This window comes from Nostoc cf. commune SO-36 (assembly GCF_023734775.1).
Classification (GTDB): Bacteria; Cyanobacteriota; Cyanobacteriia; order Cyanobacteriales; family Nostocaceae; genus Nostoc; species Nostoc commune_A.
In genome coordinates this window covers 2715398-2732851 of record NZ_AP025732.1, presented here as the reverse complement: position 1 = coordinate 2732851, position 17454 = coordinate 2715398, and the positions used below count along the sequence as shown (strand labels likewise).

Sequence of the window (17454 nt, the reverse complement as noted above, 5' to 3'; positions counted from 1 at the left end):
AATGCTCATTTCCTTATTTTAACTAAGCGTTCCCTTTGCTTTTTGCAATGATAGTTTCAGCTACGCTGCGAGGCACCTCTTCGTAGTGGCTGAACTCCATCGTGAAGGTACCCCGACCTTGCGTTTTTGACCGAATATCAGTGGCGTAGCCAAACATACTCGCCAGTGGAACTTTAGATGTTACCTTAGCGAGTCCCTTTTCGGTGCTTTGGCTTTCAATCTGCCCTCGCCGGGTGTTGAGGTCGCCAATGACGTTCCCCATATAGTCTTCAGGAACTTCAACTTCAACTTTCATCATAGGCTCTAAGATGACAGGTGAAGCTTTTAGCACAGCCTCTTTCATCGCCATTGAGCCAGCGATTTTAAAAGCCATTTCTGAAGAGTCTACATCGTGGTATGACCCATCAATTAACGTCGCTTTAACGTCAATCAACGGATATCCAGCTAGAACACCGGATTCGCAGCTTTCTTTCATCCCTTGTTCTGCGGGGCCAACGTACTCTTTAGGTACTGTACCGCCAGCAATTTTGGAAACAAATTCAAAGCCAGTACCGGGTTCTCCAGGCTCCAAGTTAATCACAACGTGACCATATTGACCTTTACCACCACTTTGGCGGATGAATTTGCCCTCAACTTTGTTCACAGCTTTCCGAATTGTTTCTCGGTAAGCTACTTGTGGCGCACCTACATTCGCTTCCACCTTGAATTCTCGTAACATCCGGTCTACTAGAATTTCTAGGTGTAGCTCTCCCATTCCCGCAATCACGGTCTGGTTTGTTTCCGGATCGACGCGGACACGGAAGGTAGGGTCTTCTTCTGAGAGAGATTGCAGAGCCTTCGACAGTTTGTCCATGTCGTTCTTGGTTTTGGGTTCAACCGCCACCGAGATCACAGGCTCAGGAATGAATAGGGATTCCAGAATTACTGGTGATCCATCATCACAGAGTGTGTCACCTGTCAAGGTGTCTTTCAATCCCAGAGCTGCTCCTAAATCACCCGCTCGCAGTTCATCGACATCTTGCCGATCGTCTGCCTTCATGAGAACTAAGCGGGAAATACGTTCTTTTTTATTCTTACTAGCGTTGAGAACGTAGCTGCCCTTCTTCAGGACACCAGAATAAACGCGAACAAATGTCAGGCGACCGTAAGGGTCAGCCATAATCTTGAATGCCAGAGCTGCTAAGGGTTCGTTGTCATCAGCACGCCGCTCAACAGTATCGCCATTGGGCAGTAAGCCTTGAATTGGCGGTACTTCACTTGGTGCTGGCAGGTAATCTACAACGGCATCCAGCATCAACTGCACGCCTTTGTTTTTGAATGCCGAACCACAAAGTACTGGTACAATTGTCCCCGCAATTGTCCCTTTACGTAGGGCAGTCCGAACTTCCTGTTCTGTAAGTTCTTCGCCCTCGAAGTACTTAGCCATCAGAGCATCATCGGTTTCTGCCGCAGCTTCTATGAGCTTGGTACGGAATTCATCTACCTGCGCTTGCAACTCTTCTGGGATATCAGTTTCCTGAATATCAGTTCCTTGGTCATTAGCGTAAATATACGCACGTTGCCCTACTAGGTCAACGATACCTCGGAAGTCGTTTTCACTACCAATTGGTAGTTGAATGGCGATCGCATTCGCACGCAGGCGATCGCGAATTTGGTCGTGAACTTTATAAAAGTTCGCTCCAGTGCGATCCATCTTATTGATAAAGGCTATCCGAGGAACTTTGTAGCGTTCTGCTTGCCGCCACACTGTCTCGGACTGCGGTTGCACGCCGCCCACAGAACAAAATACTGCGATTACGCCATCCAACACGCGCAGCGAACGCTCGACCTCGATCGTGAAGTCGACGTGGCCGGGCGTGTCGATGATGTTGATCCGGTGGTCGTTCCAGAAGCAGGTCGTCGCGGCCGACGTGATCGTGATGCCGCGCTCCTGTTCCTGCTCCATCCAGTCCATCGTGGCGGTGCCTTCGTGCACTTCGCCGATCTTGTAGGACTTGCCGGTGTAATAGAGGATGCGCTCGGTCGTCGTCGTCTTGCCGGCATCGATGTGCGCCATGATGCCGATGTTGCGTACTTTCTCTAGCGGGATCGTGCGTGCCACAGCTACCTCCTATAGTTTTTGCCTCATGATATCTTGTATATTACTCTTTGTTAAGATTCTATACTTTTAGGGAAAACCGTCTTCTTTTTGTAAAGCATACGATATACCGCTTCTGAAGGGCGATATATCGCTTTTCTACTTAGTAACGATAGTGTGCGAATGCTTTGTTAGCTTCCGCCATCCGGTGCGTTTCTTCACGTTTCCGAATCGCATTACCAGTTTCGTTGGCAGCATCCATTAACTCATTTGCCAGCTTGCTTGCCATTGTCCGCCCTGGTCTGGAGCGGGAATATTGCACTAACCAACGCAGAGCTAGGGTAGTACCCCGTTCTGTACGCACTTCCATTGGTACTTGGTAGGTTGCTCCACCAACTCGCCGAGCTTTTACTTCTACTAAAGGCGTGGCATTTCGCACCGCTCTTTCAAAGGTTTCTAAAGCACCGTTACCAGTGCGTTCCTCAATAGTTTTCAATGCTTCATAAACAATTCGTGCGGCAAGTGATTTCTTGCCATGACGCATGATCCGCCTGATAATCATGCTCACAAGGCGACTGTTATATACGGAGTCAGACGGGACTGGGCGCCTTTGAATAACACCACGACGAGACATACTTCACCTTTAATTCGGAATTGGCAACGAAATTATATGCTATCAGACACCGGAAACTAAAAGCTGTGGAACTCAATCCTCAGACTTTCTCAAATTAAGTTTCCGACTGTTGCAGCAAGGCTGACTTAATTGACTGCCAATTTTGGATTAGAGTTTTTGGTAGATGTTCCGACCACAAGGATTGGAAAAATCAAAAGTCTGTAAGTCTCATCCCCTTGTGGGTTCGACCAATCCAAAACCGCAAATCTGAAATTCATTGACTTGCTAGCTGCAACTAAATACTCAAGGCGACAACATTTTAAACCTTAATGTCCAGATTAGAGTTTTGCTGTGGGTTACAGCGTTTTCCTCTGAACTTCTACACTTGCTCGCTTAGTGTAGGTGTAGCTTGCTTGATTTTTTTAAACAGACTTGAGCAGCTTTCATTACTGCTCGTAGAAGACAGACCTGATAGTTTTTTGTCCTTGGGCGCTTCTGAGTAGACGATTAATCGTGTTGGATGCGATTAATCGCCTAATCCTATTTTTTCGCTTCTTTCGGACGCTTGGTTCCATACTTGGAACGCCCTTGTTTACGGTCTTTGACTCCGGCTGTATCTAGGGTGCCACGGATAATGTGGTATCTCACGCCTGGTAGATCCTTAACCCGACCGCCACGAATCATCACAACTGAGTGTTCTTGTAAGTTGTGACCAATACCTGGAATATAAGCTGTGACTTCAAATCCAGAGGTAAGCCTGACTCTTGCTACTTTACGTAGAGCTGAGTTAGGCTTTTTTGGTGTGGTCGTGTATACTCTGGTACAAACTCCCCGACGTTGGGGGCATTGTTTCAGAGCCGGGGACTTGGTTTTCTGACGCGCTTGTTCGCGCTCGTTACGTATTAGCTGCTGTATTGTTGGCATGAGTTACAGCGCGTAAAGCTGCTTATATGTCTAAGTTTTAACAAATCCTAATTATATCGTTTTTTACGGATTTATGTCAATTGTAATTTTTCCTTAATTACTTGGTCATTTTTCCTTTGTTATTGGCAAACGATCGCTAAATTTTGGACTATTAACTAGTTGTGGAGAATGAATTACCACAGCTACAGGTTGCGATCGCCTGGGGGTTGTGGAAGCGAAAACCACCACCCATTAAGTCTTCTGAATAATCCACCCTCAAACCGTTGAGGTAATTTAAGCTTGCGGCATCTATGACTACTTGAAGCTCATCCAAGTTTAAAACCTGGTCGCCAACTTTTATTGCTTCATCGAAGGACATCTCATAAAAGAATCCAGAACAACCACCTGGTTTTACTGCCAACCGAAACAAAACATTTGGCTGCTGCTTGGACTTTATTCGCCCAATCTCACTTGCGGCTGCTTGACTCAGATGAATCATGGAACTCGTTTTTTGCAATTGAATACCCCATCTTCATTTTACAGACAGATGGGTTAATCCTAGCTTCTTGAAAATTCCAAATCATCGAACCGATGAGGGCGATCGCTATTACTACATTTATAGCACAACATACTTTAGTCCCCACCTTAAATAGGTACGGACTAAAGTGTGTTGTGGTTCCCAAAGATATGCACACAAATGTATTGAGTTTTGGGATTAGAGCTTTAATAGCGTTCTTTTGGTTTTAATCCTTGGTACGAGCATAGTCATCTTGGTAGCGAATGATATCATCTTCTCCCAAATATTCCCCATTTTGCACTTCGATCAATACCAAGGGGATCACGCCAGGATTTTCTAAGCGATGAGATGTACATTGGGGTACATAAGTTGACTCATTATTGCTCAGTAGTACTTCTTTCTCGCCGCAAGTTACCCTAGCTGTACCAGAGACGACAATCCAATGTTCACTGCGGTGATGGTGCATTTGTAGACTGAGGCGATGTCCGGGCTTAACTTCGATGCGCTTAATTTTGTATCCGCGCCCTTCTTCCAAAACTGTAAAAGCACCCCAAGGACGTAATTCAGTTGCAGCAACGCCTTTGGAAGTGATATTTGAAGGTAGGTGTAGAGTTTCAGTCTGTGTAGTTTCTTGATACCGAGCCATAGTTACCTCATTTGGAGACATAACAAACCGTTGATACTCTTACTATTGATAAAAAATCTGGCGCTATATTGCAACGTTGGAAATCAGCAATTTTGTCGCACCTTGATAAAGATAGCAAAATCAAACCTTATGGTGTAAATCATCACTACTAAAACTATGATGTCTACACGAAGTCTTCATCAAGCAAAATGACAGCTTGTTCTAAACTTTAAAAAGTGATTGAGGATTGGGCATGGGGCATTGGTGATTAAGAAACTTTTTCATTCCCCATTCTCTAATCCCTACTCACTTATTATCGTGGTTTCAGGAAAATACCAATTCCATTATGAACACGAGCAGCGGTACTAGGGGATCGATCAAGTAGTTGTCCTCCTAAGTAAAGGCTAGTAGAACTACCACCATCCAAATTTAGGGCATCCACACAGCCCATTTGTTGCATCAATTGGGCATGTTCTGCCAAATTAGGCCCATAACCGCCAACACGATTATGTGTGGCAGTAATCATCAGTGTGCCTGTTGCTGTTGTGCAAATACCGCTACGAATGGCCTTTTCGGCAATAAAGGCATTGCTGAATTTTTCGCCTTTGGCATCAAGGACAATTTGACGATTTTGGACTAATAGCGGCCCAGCACCGATAATGTGGGGATAACGACTAAAATCAGCTGGAGTAGTGGTACTGGAAATACTTACTGCGCTTCCAATAGGTAGCTGGGAAGCAGCAGTAGTAGCGTTAGCGCGTAAAGTTAATAGGTAGCCATCCTGGGGAATTGGAATCGGTGTCTCACCAACTTTGCCACCTGGTAACTGATTAATAATTTGGTCTTTTTCTACCACTAAGATAATTTCGTTATCTGTCAGGGGTGTATAAGTTGATCCCCAAGCTGAGGTATAACGAGCAATGCCACTCTGGACGTAACCACTGTTGAGAAACAGAATTGGTAGGCGCTGGTCATTTGCTGTAATTAAAGTTTCTTCCAAGGTGAGACGACCGAAGTAAAATTGGCCTGAATTATTCCAAGCGATCGCACCTCGATTCAGAATGGGGGCCTGATAACCACTGATTATTCTGACGAATCGCACCCAGTGGCAATCTGTTATTGCGGTTAAAATAGCCACCATTAATTCCAGCTACTGCTAAGTAACGTTGTGCTGTTTGAATTAAGGGAGCAGTACCCGTCAGCCCATCAGTACTAGCCCACATAGGTTTTAACGCTAGCCCAAACTTGCGGGGATTAACTTCTAACCAGACCACTGGGAAGCGTTCTGTGCCTAAGTTGACATAATGCTGTCGCCAGCGCAATCCTGGAACCCAAGTAATATCCCGCTCTTCTAAAGGATCGGGTCGAATATGGATAATCAGGCGATTGGGGTTAGCGACAGTACTAACTTGAGGCGATAAACCGAAGGGAACGCTCAGGCTAATAATAGTTTGGTTTTTCACTACCTCGACTTTTTGAATCAGTGGTTCAGGGGTTGGTGCTGGTATTGGTTGTGTTGGTGTAACTGGTAATAATTGTTTAAGCAGGTTTGGCAGCAATGTTGGTGGCGCTGGTGGTGGCTGGGGGGTATAGCGTTCTATCAAAAGGGGATCGGCTATTCCATCCAGAGTAATTGTCCACTGTCTATTTAGTGGTGTAGTGGGTTTGGGAGTTGGCGTGTCGGGATCAGAGGATGGAGTTTGCGATTTTGCGATCGCTGATCCTTGTAAAACTTGCCAGGGAGTGGGACGATCTAACTCGACAATAATCCGAGTTTGTTGCAAAGGGGCACTTGCCTCTGGAGGTTCCTGGCTCTGAACAATATTTGTGACTTGTGCTTTTGGGGTAGCAATCACCAAAATGTTGCCATTGGTTCGGATTTCCCATCCAGATGTTTGAGCAAAATTGCTAATATCCAGATAGCGATATGCTCCTAATAGTCTGGTGGTTAAAACCAGTGGCGTTGTCACCGATGAAAACCACTGTATTGGTTGCTTTACTGAGTTACTACTATTTAAGAAATTTACTCCAATTAACTGCCTAAATACCCCATCACTGACATGAGTTGTGATCTGACCAGCTTTACCAGATCGCTGCAACCAACTTCCTGGTAAAGTACGACCATTGAGGGAAATTTGATTACCAGAGGAGATTACGCCTGTTAAAGCAGGTGCAGGTGACTGGGAGATGAGCCTTGGTATTGATTGGGCGTTTTTTGGAGACTCCTGGGCGTTGGTAGCACAGGTAGTAGTTAAGCATAGTGCTATTAAAAATATTGGTGACATAGTAGCCCGGAAAAATCTGCGATGCCAACTCTTGGAGACGCTACGAGCTTGCTTCTCCAAAGGAGTACGGCGGGCAGAACCATCATTAATCCCTGATTGGCAACAATTCGGCATTTTTACCATAATTTACTAGGTATTTTTGAAACATATTACCCAAGGTATAAACTAACTAATTATTTGGAAATATCAAAAAAACGTGACTTAATTTTTTAAAAAACATGGTATTATATATATTGGATAGTCATCTCTTTTAAAAGCCAATCAATTTATTTAGACGCTAAAGCCACTGCACTCAAGTGTTTTAACTGGCACTAATTCTAACCACACTATACACGGTAGTTTTGATAATCAAAACTGGATTAAGATATTTAATCCTCACTGAATGCTCCTAGTTCAGTAAGGTCTAGTTAATAGTAATACAGGTGCTAACTGGTAAGCGGCAAAACTCTAGACAACAAAGATATTTGGGAATTGTCAAATGGGTATATATTGTAATACGCTGATTTTATTGCTGGATCAGGATAACCAAATAATTACTAATTTGTAATTCGTAATTAAAAAGGTAAACCAGTTCAGACTCAATTTTTAATTCAATGGTTAACAAGACAATGGAGGGTAGAACCCCTCACTGATTGCAACCACGAATTAAGGTAGCGTAGCGTAAAGCCTTTAGCATAGCTTCTCTAAGAAACGCAACGCGACTGCTTAGAGTGGGTTCTTGATCGTCACGATTAATTACGAATTATCTTGGCTTTGGCTTTAAAAAATAGTGCAGCTTTTAGTTTTGTTTCAGGTGAGCCGAAATTGGCTCCATGAGTAGCTAGCGTGCATCTGGAAAAAGAAATTGAAAAAATACTTAGCTTCACAATATAAAAAAGAAACTGTCAGGGCAAAAATGATGTCTTGGCGGAGGTAAATTGTATAACAGCGCATAAATACATAAAAAAACGCAAGAATTTTAACACGGGTGAACTAAGAAAGTAAAACCGAAGTTAAAATTTTTTTTCCCTAAATTTCGGTGCTTGTATATTTTTCCATCGCTGAATTTAGAAAATTTTCCCCATAACGTAGTGGCAAAATTGGTAACTCAATACTTCAGGAACAGGGTATGAATAATAAACCGATGAATCAAAACCAACAAATCACAGCGAATATCAACTCAAGAGATACCTATCAGGGGCAAAAGTGGTTAGTAGAAGAACGAGATGCCTGTGGTGTGGGTTTTATTGCTCATCGCCAAAATCATATCAGCCACGAAATTGTCGAAAAAGCCTTAGCTGCTTTAACCTGCTTAGAACACCGGGGAGGTTGTAGCGCCGATCAAGATTCTGGTGATGGTGCTGGAGTATTGACAGCTATCCCTTGGGAGTTGTTCCAACAAGACTTTGCCGAAAGTGGAAAGGAACTTCCATCCATCAATAATATAGCTGTTGGGATGATCTTTCTACCACAAGACCAGGAAACAGCACAAAAAGCTAGGGCGGCAGTTGAGCAAGTAGCTGCTGAAGAAAAACTCACTGTACTGGGTTGGCGAGTTGTGCCAGTGCAACCTGATTTACTTGGGGTACAAGCAAGAGAAAATCAACCCAAGATTGAACAAGTATTGTTAGCTTCTGTTGACAAAAGCGGCGATGAATTAGAACGGCAGTTGTACATTACCCGCCGCCGAATTAGTAAAGTTGCAACCAACATCTCAGAAGAATTTTATATCTGCTCGTTGTCAAGTCGCACAATTGTCTACAAAGGCATGGTGCGTTCTGCTGTATTGGGCGACTTTTATGACGATTTAAAGAATCCAGCTTATAAAAGCGCCTTTGCTGTCTATCACCGCCGCTTTAGTACCAACACAATGCCCAAGTGGCCTCTAGCTCAACCAATGCGGCTTTTGGGTCACAACGGCGAAATCAATACCTTGTTAGGTAACATCAACTGGATGATGGCACGAGAAGCTAGTCTGGATCATCCTGTATGGGGCGTACAGCGCTCCGCGCATGAAAACGGCGCAGCCTCTTTGCAGGAGACTCGCATCAAGGAACTCAAGCCACTAGTTCATATTGATAACAGCGACTCAGCTACCTTAGACAACGTAGTGGAATTGTTAGTTTGCTCTGGACGCAGCCCTTTAGAAGCTTTAATGATTATGGTTCCAGAGGCTTACCAAAATCAGCCTTCTTTACGTGACTCTCCAGAAATTGTTGATTTCTAACGAATATTACAGTGGTTTGCAAGAAGCTTGGGACGGGCCAGCACTTTTAGTATTTAGTGATGGCAAAAAAGTTGGTGCAACTCTAGATCGTAATGGTTTAAGACCAGCTCGCTATGCGATCACCAAAGATGATTACATTGTCGTAGCTTCGGAAGCTGGTGTAGTGGACTTCCCAGAAGCCGATATTGTCGAGAAAGGTAGACTCGGCCCAGGGCAAATGATTGCCGTGGATTTAGAAAATCATGAAGTCCTGAAGAATTGGGAGATTAAGCAGCGCATTGCCAAGCAGCACCCTTATGGTGAATGGCTGCAACAGTACCGTCAAGAACTCAAACAAATTGTCATTAGTCAGTCGGCACATGTGAATGGAAATGGACATCTGGCTACAGAAAATGGTAACGGCCATAGTACAACTAACAAAATTGACAAGCAAACATTGCTTCAGCTGCAAACTGCCTTTGGCTACACCACAGAAGATGTGGAAATGGTGATTCATCCAATGGCGATCGCAGGTTCAGAGCCAACTTTCTGCATGGGTGATGATATTCCTTTAGCAGTGCTGTCAACAAAACCCCACCTGCTGTATGACTATTTCAAACAGCGCTTTGCTCAGGTGACGAACCCAGCAATTGATCCCCTGCGGGAAAAGCTAGTGATGTCTCTGAAAGTAGAACTGGGTGAACGGGGTAACTTATTAGAACCCAAGCCAGAATATGCTCGGAGATTGAAGCTTGAATCGCCAGTGTTAACTGATGGTGAATTAGAGGCAATTAAGCTGTCAGGATTTGCCACATCTGAATTGTCAACCCGATTTGCGATCGCCAGCGGCCCAGAAGGATTGAAAGCGGCTGTGCAGTCTTTACAAGCACAAGCAGCTGAATCAGTCCGAGCAGGCGCAAAGATTTTAATATTAAGCGATAAGGGAAATGACGGTATCAGCCCAGAAGATACATACATTCCTCCCCTGTTAGCAGTGGGTGCGGTGCATCACCATCTGATTCGGGAAGGGTTGCGAATGAAAACATCCCTGATTGTCAATACTGCTCAATGCTGGAGTACCCATCACTTTGCTTGTCTGATTGGCTATGGCGCTGGCGCAGTTTGCCCTTACATGGCTTTAGATACGGTGCGTGATTGGTGGTCTGATCCCAAAACTCAAAAGTTAATGGGTGTGCAAAAAATTCCCACCCTCACCCTAGAACAAGCTTTAGGCAACTATCGCAAAGCAGTAGAGTCAGGTTTGCTGAAAATTCTCTCCAAAATGGGGATTTCTCTGCTCTCCAGCTATCAAGCAGCCCAAATATTTGAAGCTATTGGCATCGGTGGAGATTTAATCGACCTGGGATTCCGTGGTACGACTTCCCGCATCGGTGGTTTGAGCATTACCGACCTTGCTGAGGAAGTGCTTTCCTTCCACGTCAAAGCTTTTCCAGAACTAACAACCAAAAAGTTAGAAAACTTGGGTTTTGTCCAGTACCGTCCTGGCGGCGAGTACCACATGAATAGCCCCGAAATGGTTAAGGCGCTGCATAAGGCTCTAGATGGCAAAAACTACGACCACTACGAAGTTTACAAAAAGCACCTCCAAGGCAGACCAGTAACAGCATTGCGGGATTTATTAGATTTCCAGGGCGATTGCACCCCAGTTCCTCTAGAAGAAGTGGAATCGGTATATGAAATAGTCAAGCGCTTCTGCACAGGTGGTATGTCTTTAGGCGCTTTGTCAAGAGAAGCCCACGAAACTTTAGCGATCGCCATGAACCGCATTGGTGGTAAATCAAATTCTGGAGAAGGCGGCGAAGATCCAGTGCGCTACACAGTTTTAGATGATGTAGACGAGTTTGGACACTCGCCAACCCTACCTCATTTAAAAGGATTGCGGAATGGCGATCGAGCTTATAGTGCCATCAAGCAAGTGGCATCGGGACGCTTTGGTGTCACCCCAGAGTACCTAGTTAACGCCAAACAAATTGAAATCAAAATTGCCCAAGGTGCAAAGCCTGGGGAAGGTGGACAACTGCCAGGGCCCAAAGTAAGCCAATACATTGCGATGTTAAGGCGCTCCAAACCGGGTGTGACGCTGATATCGCCACCACCGCACCACGATATTTATTCCATTGAAGACCTAGCACAACTGATTTTTGATCTACACCAAATTAACCCGAAAGCAAAGGTGTCGGTGAAGCTAGTTTCAGAAGTTGGCATTGGCACGATCGCGGCTGGTGTAGCGAAGGCAAACGCTGATATTATCCAGATTTCGGGTCATGATGGTGGTACAGGTGCATCCCCACTAAGTTCGATTAAACACGCTGGTTCACCGTGGGAACTCGGTTTAAGCGAGGTGCATCGCGTCTTGATGGAAAATGGCTTGCGCGATCGCGTGATTTTACGCGTAGATGGCGGACTCAAAAGTGGTTGGGATGTGGTAATAGGTGCATTGATGGGCGGTGAAGAATTTGGTTTCGGCTCCATTGCCATGATTGCTGAAGGCTGTATCATGGCGCGGATTTGCCACACAAATAATTGCCCCGTCGGTGTTGCCTCCCAGAAAGAAGAACTCCGCAAGCGGTTTACGGGAATACCGGAACAAGTTGTCAACTTCTTCTACTTCATTGCCGAAGAAGTGCGGAGTTTGTTAGCCCGACTTGGCTACCGTTCTTTGTCAGAAATCATTGGACGTGCAGATTTGTTAAAGCTGCGCCCAGAGGTAAATCTCACCAAAACGCGATCGCTAAATCTTGAGTGTTTACTTCAGCTACCAAATACCAGAGACAATCGTAGCTGGTTGGTGCATGAAGAAGTTCATAGCAATGGCGTGGTTTTAGATGACAAGATACTTGCCGATCCCGAAATTCAGGCTGCCATTCGGAATCAATCCACTGTCACCAAGACTTACCCTATTATCAATACTGACAGAACAGTAGGCACAAGGATTAGCAGGTGCGATCGCTTCCCAATACGGTGACAGTGGCTTTGAAGGACAAATTAATCTCAACTTTACAGGTAGTGTTGGGCAAAGCTTTGGTGCTTTCAACCTCCCCGGCATAATTCTGAGCCTAGAAGGAGAAGCAAACGACTATGTAGGTAAAGGGATGCATGGTGGTGAAATTATCATCAAACCTCCAACTGATGCTACTTACAACCCATCACAAAACGTGATAGTTGGCAATACCTGCCTCTATGGTTCTACTGGCGGCATATTATTTGCCAACGGACAAGCAGGAGAGCGCTTTGCTGTGAGAAACTCCAAAGGCATAGCAGTGATTGAAGGCGCTGGGGATCACTGCTGTGAATACATGACTGGTGGTGTGATTGTCGTTCTCGGTAAAGTAGGACGTAACGTAGCAGCTGGAATGACTGGAGGACTCGCATACTTCTTGGATGAAGACGACTCGTTCCGTGAGTTAGTCAACCCAGAAATTGTCAAAATCCAGCGCGTGATTACAGAAGTAGGTGCAAAGCAACTGCAAGAGTTAATCCAAACTCATGCACAACGTACTGGTTCACCAAAGGCAAAGAAAATTCTGCAAAACTGGCAAGAATTTTTGCCGAAATTCTGGCAGTTGGTTCCGCCTTCTGAAGCTGATAGTCCAGAAGCTAATCCTGAAAAAACAACTGAGTTCAGTTTAGTAAGCAGTCATTAATAACTGTAACCCTTCTCATACTCTGTCTTCAGGTATTCTCCCATTGGAGAAGTGGCACAGTACTCTGCGAAAACCCTTTTGGATGCTCAAAGCAGTCACCTAAATTTACCCCAACGTAGAGAGAAAGATATTCCCCCATTTTTAGGGGGAATATTCACTAACTAATTTACAGTTGAACTTGAGAGTAAGGCAACAAAAATGACTGAGCGATTAAATCCTGTGAAAGTCCAGGTAATAAAGTTGAGATCAGCACTGTCTTGAAATCTACCTAATTGGGTATAGAAGGCATTATCTAAATGCTGGTAAACTGACATAGAAATGTTTGCTAACAAATAGAATTTGTCTCTCAAAATGCTTATAGAAGAGCAAGCTCCAGATCGCAAAACTTCTGAAGAAGAACGTTTCCAGGATGATTATTATTCATATTTTGAATCTCCTGAAAACGCTACCCGATACACACCATCAGTTTGGTATCTTGATGAGGTTTTTAAGCAAGATTCGTTCTCTTTGTTAGATTTAGGATGTGCAATGGGGCTTTGAACAAATATCTACCTGAGCGATGTGACTATCTTGGGATAGATCACAGTGAAGGTGCGATTCAATACTGTTCAAAACTGTACCCCAACCAGAACTTTACTACCAAAGATTTATCGCTAGCACTGCCAGAATTAGCTTCAAAAAATCAAAAATTTGATGCCGTTGTGTTAGCTGGCTTGCTATTTCATAATGTTGACAAGGAAACACTAGAACACAATAACGATCAAGAACTTGTTCAATTCTGTTTAGACAAACTAATAAGCGACAAAGGATATTTGGTGCTTATTATACCTTTTGCTTATGGCGATCATCCATCTCATAATCTGTATGTTCGGGCAGAATGGCTGCAAAAATTGGTAGAAAAATTGCTGCAAGATGTAAAAGCAAAAATCGTTTACGAGAATATTTCTCTACAAATTGGCTTAGATAAAAAGGTTCTACAGCAGAAGACAACTCCTGACTGGTTTGTTACCGATAGCACTACTGACTATTCCAATAAGTATGCTGGAACATATATGGCAACTTGGACAGTTATTGCCTCTCCATCACCGGATTAAACTGTCATCTGAATAGCCTAAATTATTCATCAACTTAAACGTTTATTTTTTCTTTAGTTTTGCACCAATAAATAGTCTAAACTCCAGTCACAAATAATGCATCTAAAGCAAAAAATATAATTTTATTAGTTATTAGCTAATTACTATTGAGTAATTATCCATGATTAATAATTATTTTTTGTGAGCAAGCAACTTTTGGTCTCTATCTTCTATTTCTAAAAGTTCTGGGATAGTCACAAAACGATAGCCTTGCTTTTTAAGGTTGCTAATAATTTCTGGTAAAGCTTGCACAGTTCTGGAACGATTGCCACCGCCATCATGCATTAGCACAATCCCACCAGGTTTAGCATCTTTAATCACGTTATTGATCAACTTTGGTACAGTTGGTAATTTGTAGTCTGTGGAGTCAGCCGACCACATCACTACAGCATACTTTTGTCCTTTAGCATAAGCAGATAATCCATTGTGCAAAATGCCACCAGGCGGTCGGAAAAGATTTGTTTTAACACCTGTAACTTGATAAATTAGGTCTGTTGTACGATCAATTTCAAAAGCGGCTGCTTGTTGATTAAAGAAGTGATACCAGTGATGCCAAGTATGGTTGGCAATGACATGACCTTGAGCAACAATCTGCTTTCCTAACTCTGGATAATTTTTGAGATTCTGCCCGACGACAAAAAACGTCCCTTTAATATTATTTGATTTCAGAATATTTAACACTTGCTCTGTGGTTTGAGGCCAAGGGCCATCATCAAAGGTGAGAGCAATCACTTTCTCAGCCTGAGTAAGTTTTGCAGCCTTGATTATTTCCCCTTGAAAACGTGATGGTATAGGGTAGGCTAGACCCTTTGTTTGTGCTTCTTGCTGCCAACTTGTAAGCATCGCCGCCCTTAGTTTCTCAATACGCTGCTGAGTTCCTACATTTGCAGATACATCTTTAATATTTATACTTGGTCTACTCTGAGCCTCCGAAGTATTTGGCCTTAGAAGCATCATGAAAGCAAGGCTAAAAACACCACATAAGGCAAGCAGCGCAATTAATATTCCTTCTGGCCACAGAAACGATTTATTGTTTTCCACCTCATAGCTCCTTCAGAGATCGAACCATCAACCACAGTTATGACGGTAAGTCATAGCACATTTTATTTAAATATTTAGATACCAGTTGTTTTCTGGTAATTATGAAAATTAAAATTGGGACTAACAGAAATTCAGAATTCGAAGACAGACTATACTGCTTTAACTGAAATCTAGATACTCTAGATTAGAGCGATCGCTAAATATACAATACTTGCTACTGCTGAATGTCAAACCAATCATGAAGGGGAAGGTCTGCACTTCCATATTCTTACCGCTAGCTCCAAGAAGGAGCATAATCAGATAATTAACCACACCCCAAAATCCTCTTAATAAGAGTTATGAATTAGTCGCTGTTTTCTACTTCACCCTTAAGGCAGCATTATATTTTCAAGTTTTATCGGTTTGCAAATAAGATCAACTAAGCTGTCGTACCTACAATTCGCATTTTTTGCAGACTGAAGTTTTATAACCAGACTTTCTGACAAAAAAATTGTATAATTTGCGACTTAGTGAGTTATCTGATTAACATACAAAACTATTTCTCAAGGACGGGGTATCTTTCAAAAAAGATTCTAGTAAACTATCAGTTTCTATTCTTGATGAGATATATTTTACTGCCTACTGCCATTGCTTCCTTTTGAAGAAAAAATTAAATTTTCAACTGGCAGTATGTTACCTTCCACCTTCTATGAAATATACCAGACGAAAATTGATTCAATACAGTTTCTTATTGCCAAGGGGCACTTATTCGTTAATCTAAATATTTTTGACTAATTAAGCAAAAATAATTTTATTGGCAGTTTAGTTCTTTTTCGATCCTAATACTCTATCCTAAATTGCTAGTACTTTCCTGTCTGTTAATATTATTCCCGATCGCCAAAGAGATTTATATCTTAATTAATAGTACAATTTAATATTCACTGTCACCGTGTAATTACTGAAATTAATCAGATAATACATAAGCAAGTTGTTAAAATTTGATTCTAATTAAGATGCTATCTATTTATTGAACCATTAAACTCTAGACTTAAATGTAAGATTTTTTACTAATGACGTTTTAGCAGCTAAATTCTTGTATTTAAAAGTACATTTAAACACCAATCATTTTTACGTAATATCATTTAATAATACATATCAAAATATATTTGATTGCGACTGTGCCTTTAACAAGACTGCTCTCTGCTTTTTCAGTAAAGTGAAGCAGATATTGTCACAGATGGAGTAAACTCTTTTGCCACTCAAAGATTAATTTTCTGATCAAAGAAAAAACTCATTGGCTGTACCTATTTATCAGCCGTTAACTAACTCTTTTAGGAGGAGGAGGCAAAGCTGTAAATTGCCCCATAACTTGGCTTATAATTACAGCAATTACAATGAAAATTTTTAATTATCTATTTAGGATTAGGAATCGTAATCATTAGCTTATATTGCTTTAAACAGGTCATAGTCTCTTCAGAGTACTTTTGCTTATCTTGGGTAGATGTGCTAAGTGTATTATTTAATATCTGTAGGGGTTGACCCTAAACCCAGATTTCCTATTAATATACCTTTTGAGTCAAAATAATCAAGGTATTTGTCTCACTTCTGAAACTGGCTAGAAACTTTTATGATTCCTCACGAAAGTGATGCAAAAGAAGAGCGTGCGTCGTTAAAAATATGGCGTAATTGGCAAGAAAATCTGATTTTAATTGCGATCGCATTGTGTTTGGCATTCCTGATCAGGACTTTTATCGCTGAACCCCGTTATATACCTTCTGACTCGATGTTGCCCACTTTACATACAGGCGATCGCTTGGTAGTTGAAAAAATCTCTTACCATTTTCACCCTCCCATAACTGGGGATATTATTGTTTTTCAGCCACCCGCAGAACTACAACGTCGAGGATATCCCAAAGATCAAGCTTTCATCAAGCGGGTTATTGGCAAACCTGGTGAGGTAATTAGTGTTGCTTCTGGTAAAGTCTACCTCAACGGTCAACCCTTAGCAGAAGACTATATCGCTGAACCCCCAAATCAGCCATTTCAACCAGTGAAAGTCCCAGAAGGCGAATTTTTTGTCATGGGAGATAATCGCAACGATAGTAATGACTCTCGCTATTGGGGCTTTTTACCGAGAGAAAATGTCATCGGTCGAGCAACGTTTCGCTTTTGGCCTCTTGATCGCATTGGGTTCATTTAATCAATTTTGGATTTTAGACTTTCCTGCGGAACGCTACGCGAACGGCGTGAGCGCTCAGTCGAACGCTTTTTCTTTCAATCTAAGTTGCGCTGTAAGCGCACCAAAGGTTCGACTCAAAATCTAAAATTGCCAGAGTTAGGAGTCAATACAGTTCAGTTAAGCATTTTTTCCTTCTCTCTGTGTTCTCTGCGCCTCTGTGGTTCGTTAAAAAAATTGATTTCACAAAGGAAG

Annotated in this window: 10 protein-coding genes and 2 pseudogenes; 4 read left to right on the top strand and 8 right to left on the bottom strand. The window is 42.7% G+C overall.

All coding sequences use genetic code 11. The annotated features are described in order from the left end of the window. Window positions 1-22: 22 nt before the first annotated feature. From fusA to ANSO36C_RS11910, 6 genes and pseudogenes are all read right to left on the bottom strand, one after another. Complete coding sequence (gene fusA, locus ANSO36C_RS11935; RefSeq protein WP_251959707.1) at window positions 23-2101, bottom strand: elongation factor G; 2079 nt, start codon at window positions 2099-2101, stop codon at window positions 23-25. 139 nt (window positions 2102-2240) lie between these two features. Then, window positions 2241-2711 carry a 30S ribosomal protein S7 gene (gene rpsG / locus ANSO36C_RS11930; protein ID WP_094331156.1) on the bottom strand — a complete coding sequence of 157 codons (471 nt, stop codon included), beginning with the start codon at window positions 2709-2711 and terminating at the stop codon, window positions 2241-2243. A gap of 519 nt (window positions 2712-3230) precedes the next feature. Continuing rightward, window positions 3231-3614 (bottom strand): 30S ribosomal protein S12, encoded by a 384-nt coding sequence (gene rpsL, locus ANSO36C_RS11925; protein WP_012410236.1) that lies wholly within the window; start codon window positions 3612-3614, stop codon window positions 3231-3233. A gap of 151 nt (window positions 3615-3765) precedes the next feature. After that, window positions 3766-4092: a HesB/IscA family protein gene (locus ANSO36C_RS11920; protein ID WP_251959706.1), complete on the bottom strand. Its 327-nt coding sequence runs from the start codon at window positions 4090-4092 to the stop codon at window positions 3766-3768. 244 nt (window positions 4093-4336) lie between these two features. Continuing rightward, window positions 4337-4756, bottom strand: coding sequence for a cupin domain-containing protein (locus ANSO36C_RS11915; protein WP_251960316.1), 420 nt, complete (start codon window positions 4754-4756; stop codon window positions 4337-4339). Window positions 4757-5048: 292 nt separating this feature from the next. After that, a pseudogene (locus tag ANSO36C_RS11910) lies at window positions 5049-7143 on the bottom strand (phosphodiester glycosidase family protein). A 985-nt stretch (window positions 7144-8128) separates the two neighbouring features. Between ANSO36C_RS11910 and ANSO36C_RS11905 the strand changes: the two are divergent. The 3 genes and pseudogenes from ANSO36C_RS11905 (at window position 8129) to ANSO36C_RS11895 (ending at window position 13964) form a co-directional block, all read left to right on the top strand. Next, window positions 8129-12870: pseudogene (locus ANSO36C_RS11905) on the top strand (glutamate synthase-related protein). A gap of 339 nt (window positions 12871-13209) precedes the next feature. Further along, window positions 13210-13410 carry a hypothetical protein gene (locus ANSO36C_RS11900; RefSeq protein ID WP_251959705.1) on the top strand — a complete coding sequence of 67 codons (201 nt, stop codon included), beginning with the start codon at window positions 13210-13212 and terminating at the stop codon, window positions 13408-13410. After that, on the top strand, window positions 13407-13964 hold the full coding sequence (locus ANSO36C_RS11895; protein WP_251959704.1) for a hypothetical protein: 558 nt from the start codon (window positions 13407-13409) through the stop codon (window positions 13962-13964). The genes ANSO36C_RS11900 and ANSO36C_RS11895 overlap by 4 nt, the downstream gene beginning before the upstream one ends. Window positions 13965-14135: 171 nt before the next feature. Here ANSO36C_RS11895 and ANSO36C_RS11890 read toward each other — a convergent pair whose 3' ends face one another. Both ANSO36C_RS11890 and ANSO36C_RS33880 read right to left on the bottom strand, forming a co-directional pair. Next, on the bottom strand, window positions 14136-15044 hold the full coding sequence (locus ANSO36C_RS11890; RefSeq protein ID WP_251959703.1) for a polysaccharide deacetylase family protein: 909 nt from the start codon (window positions 15042-15044) through the stop codon (window positions 14136-14138). A 159-nt stretch (window positions 15045-15203) separates the two neighbouring features. Then, window positions 15204-15338, bottom strand: coding sequence for a hypothetical protein (locus tag ANSO36C_RS33880; RefSeq protein WP_267145368.1), 135 nt, complete (start codon window positions 15336-15338; stop codon window positions 15204-15206). 1312 nt (window positions 15339-16650) lie between these two features. Here ANSO36C_RS33880 and lepB point away from each other — a divergent pair. Further along, on the top strand, window positions 16651-17223 hold the full coding sequence (lepB, locus tag ANSO36C_RS11885) for a signal peptidase I (RefSeq protein WP_251959702.1): 573 nt from the start codon (window positions 16651-16653) through the stop codon (window positions 17221-17223). The last annotated feature ends 231 nt before the right edge of the window (window positions 17224-17454 follow it).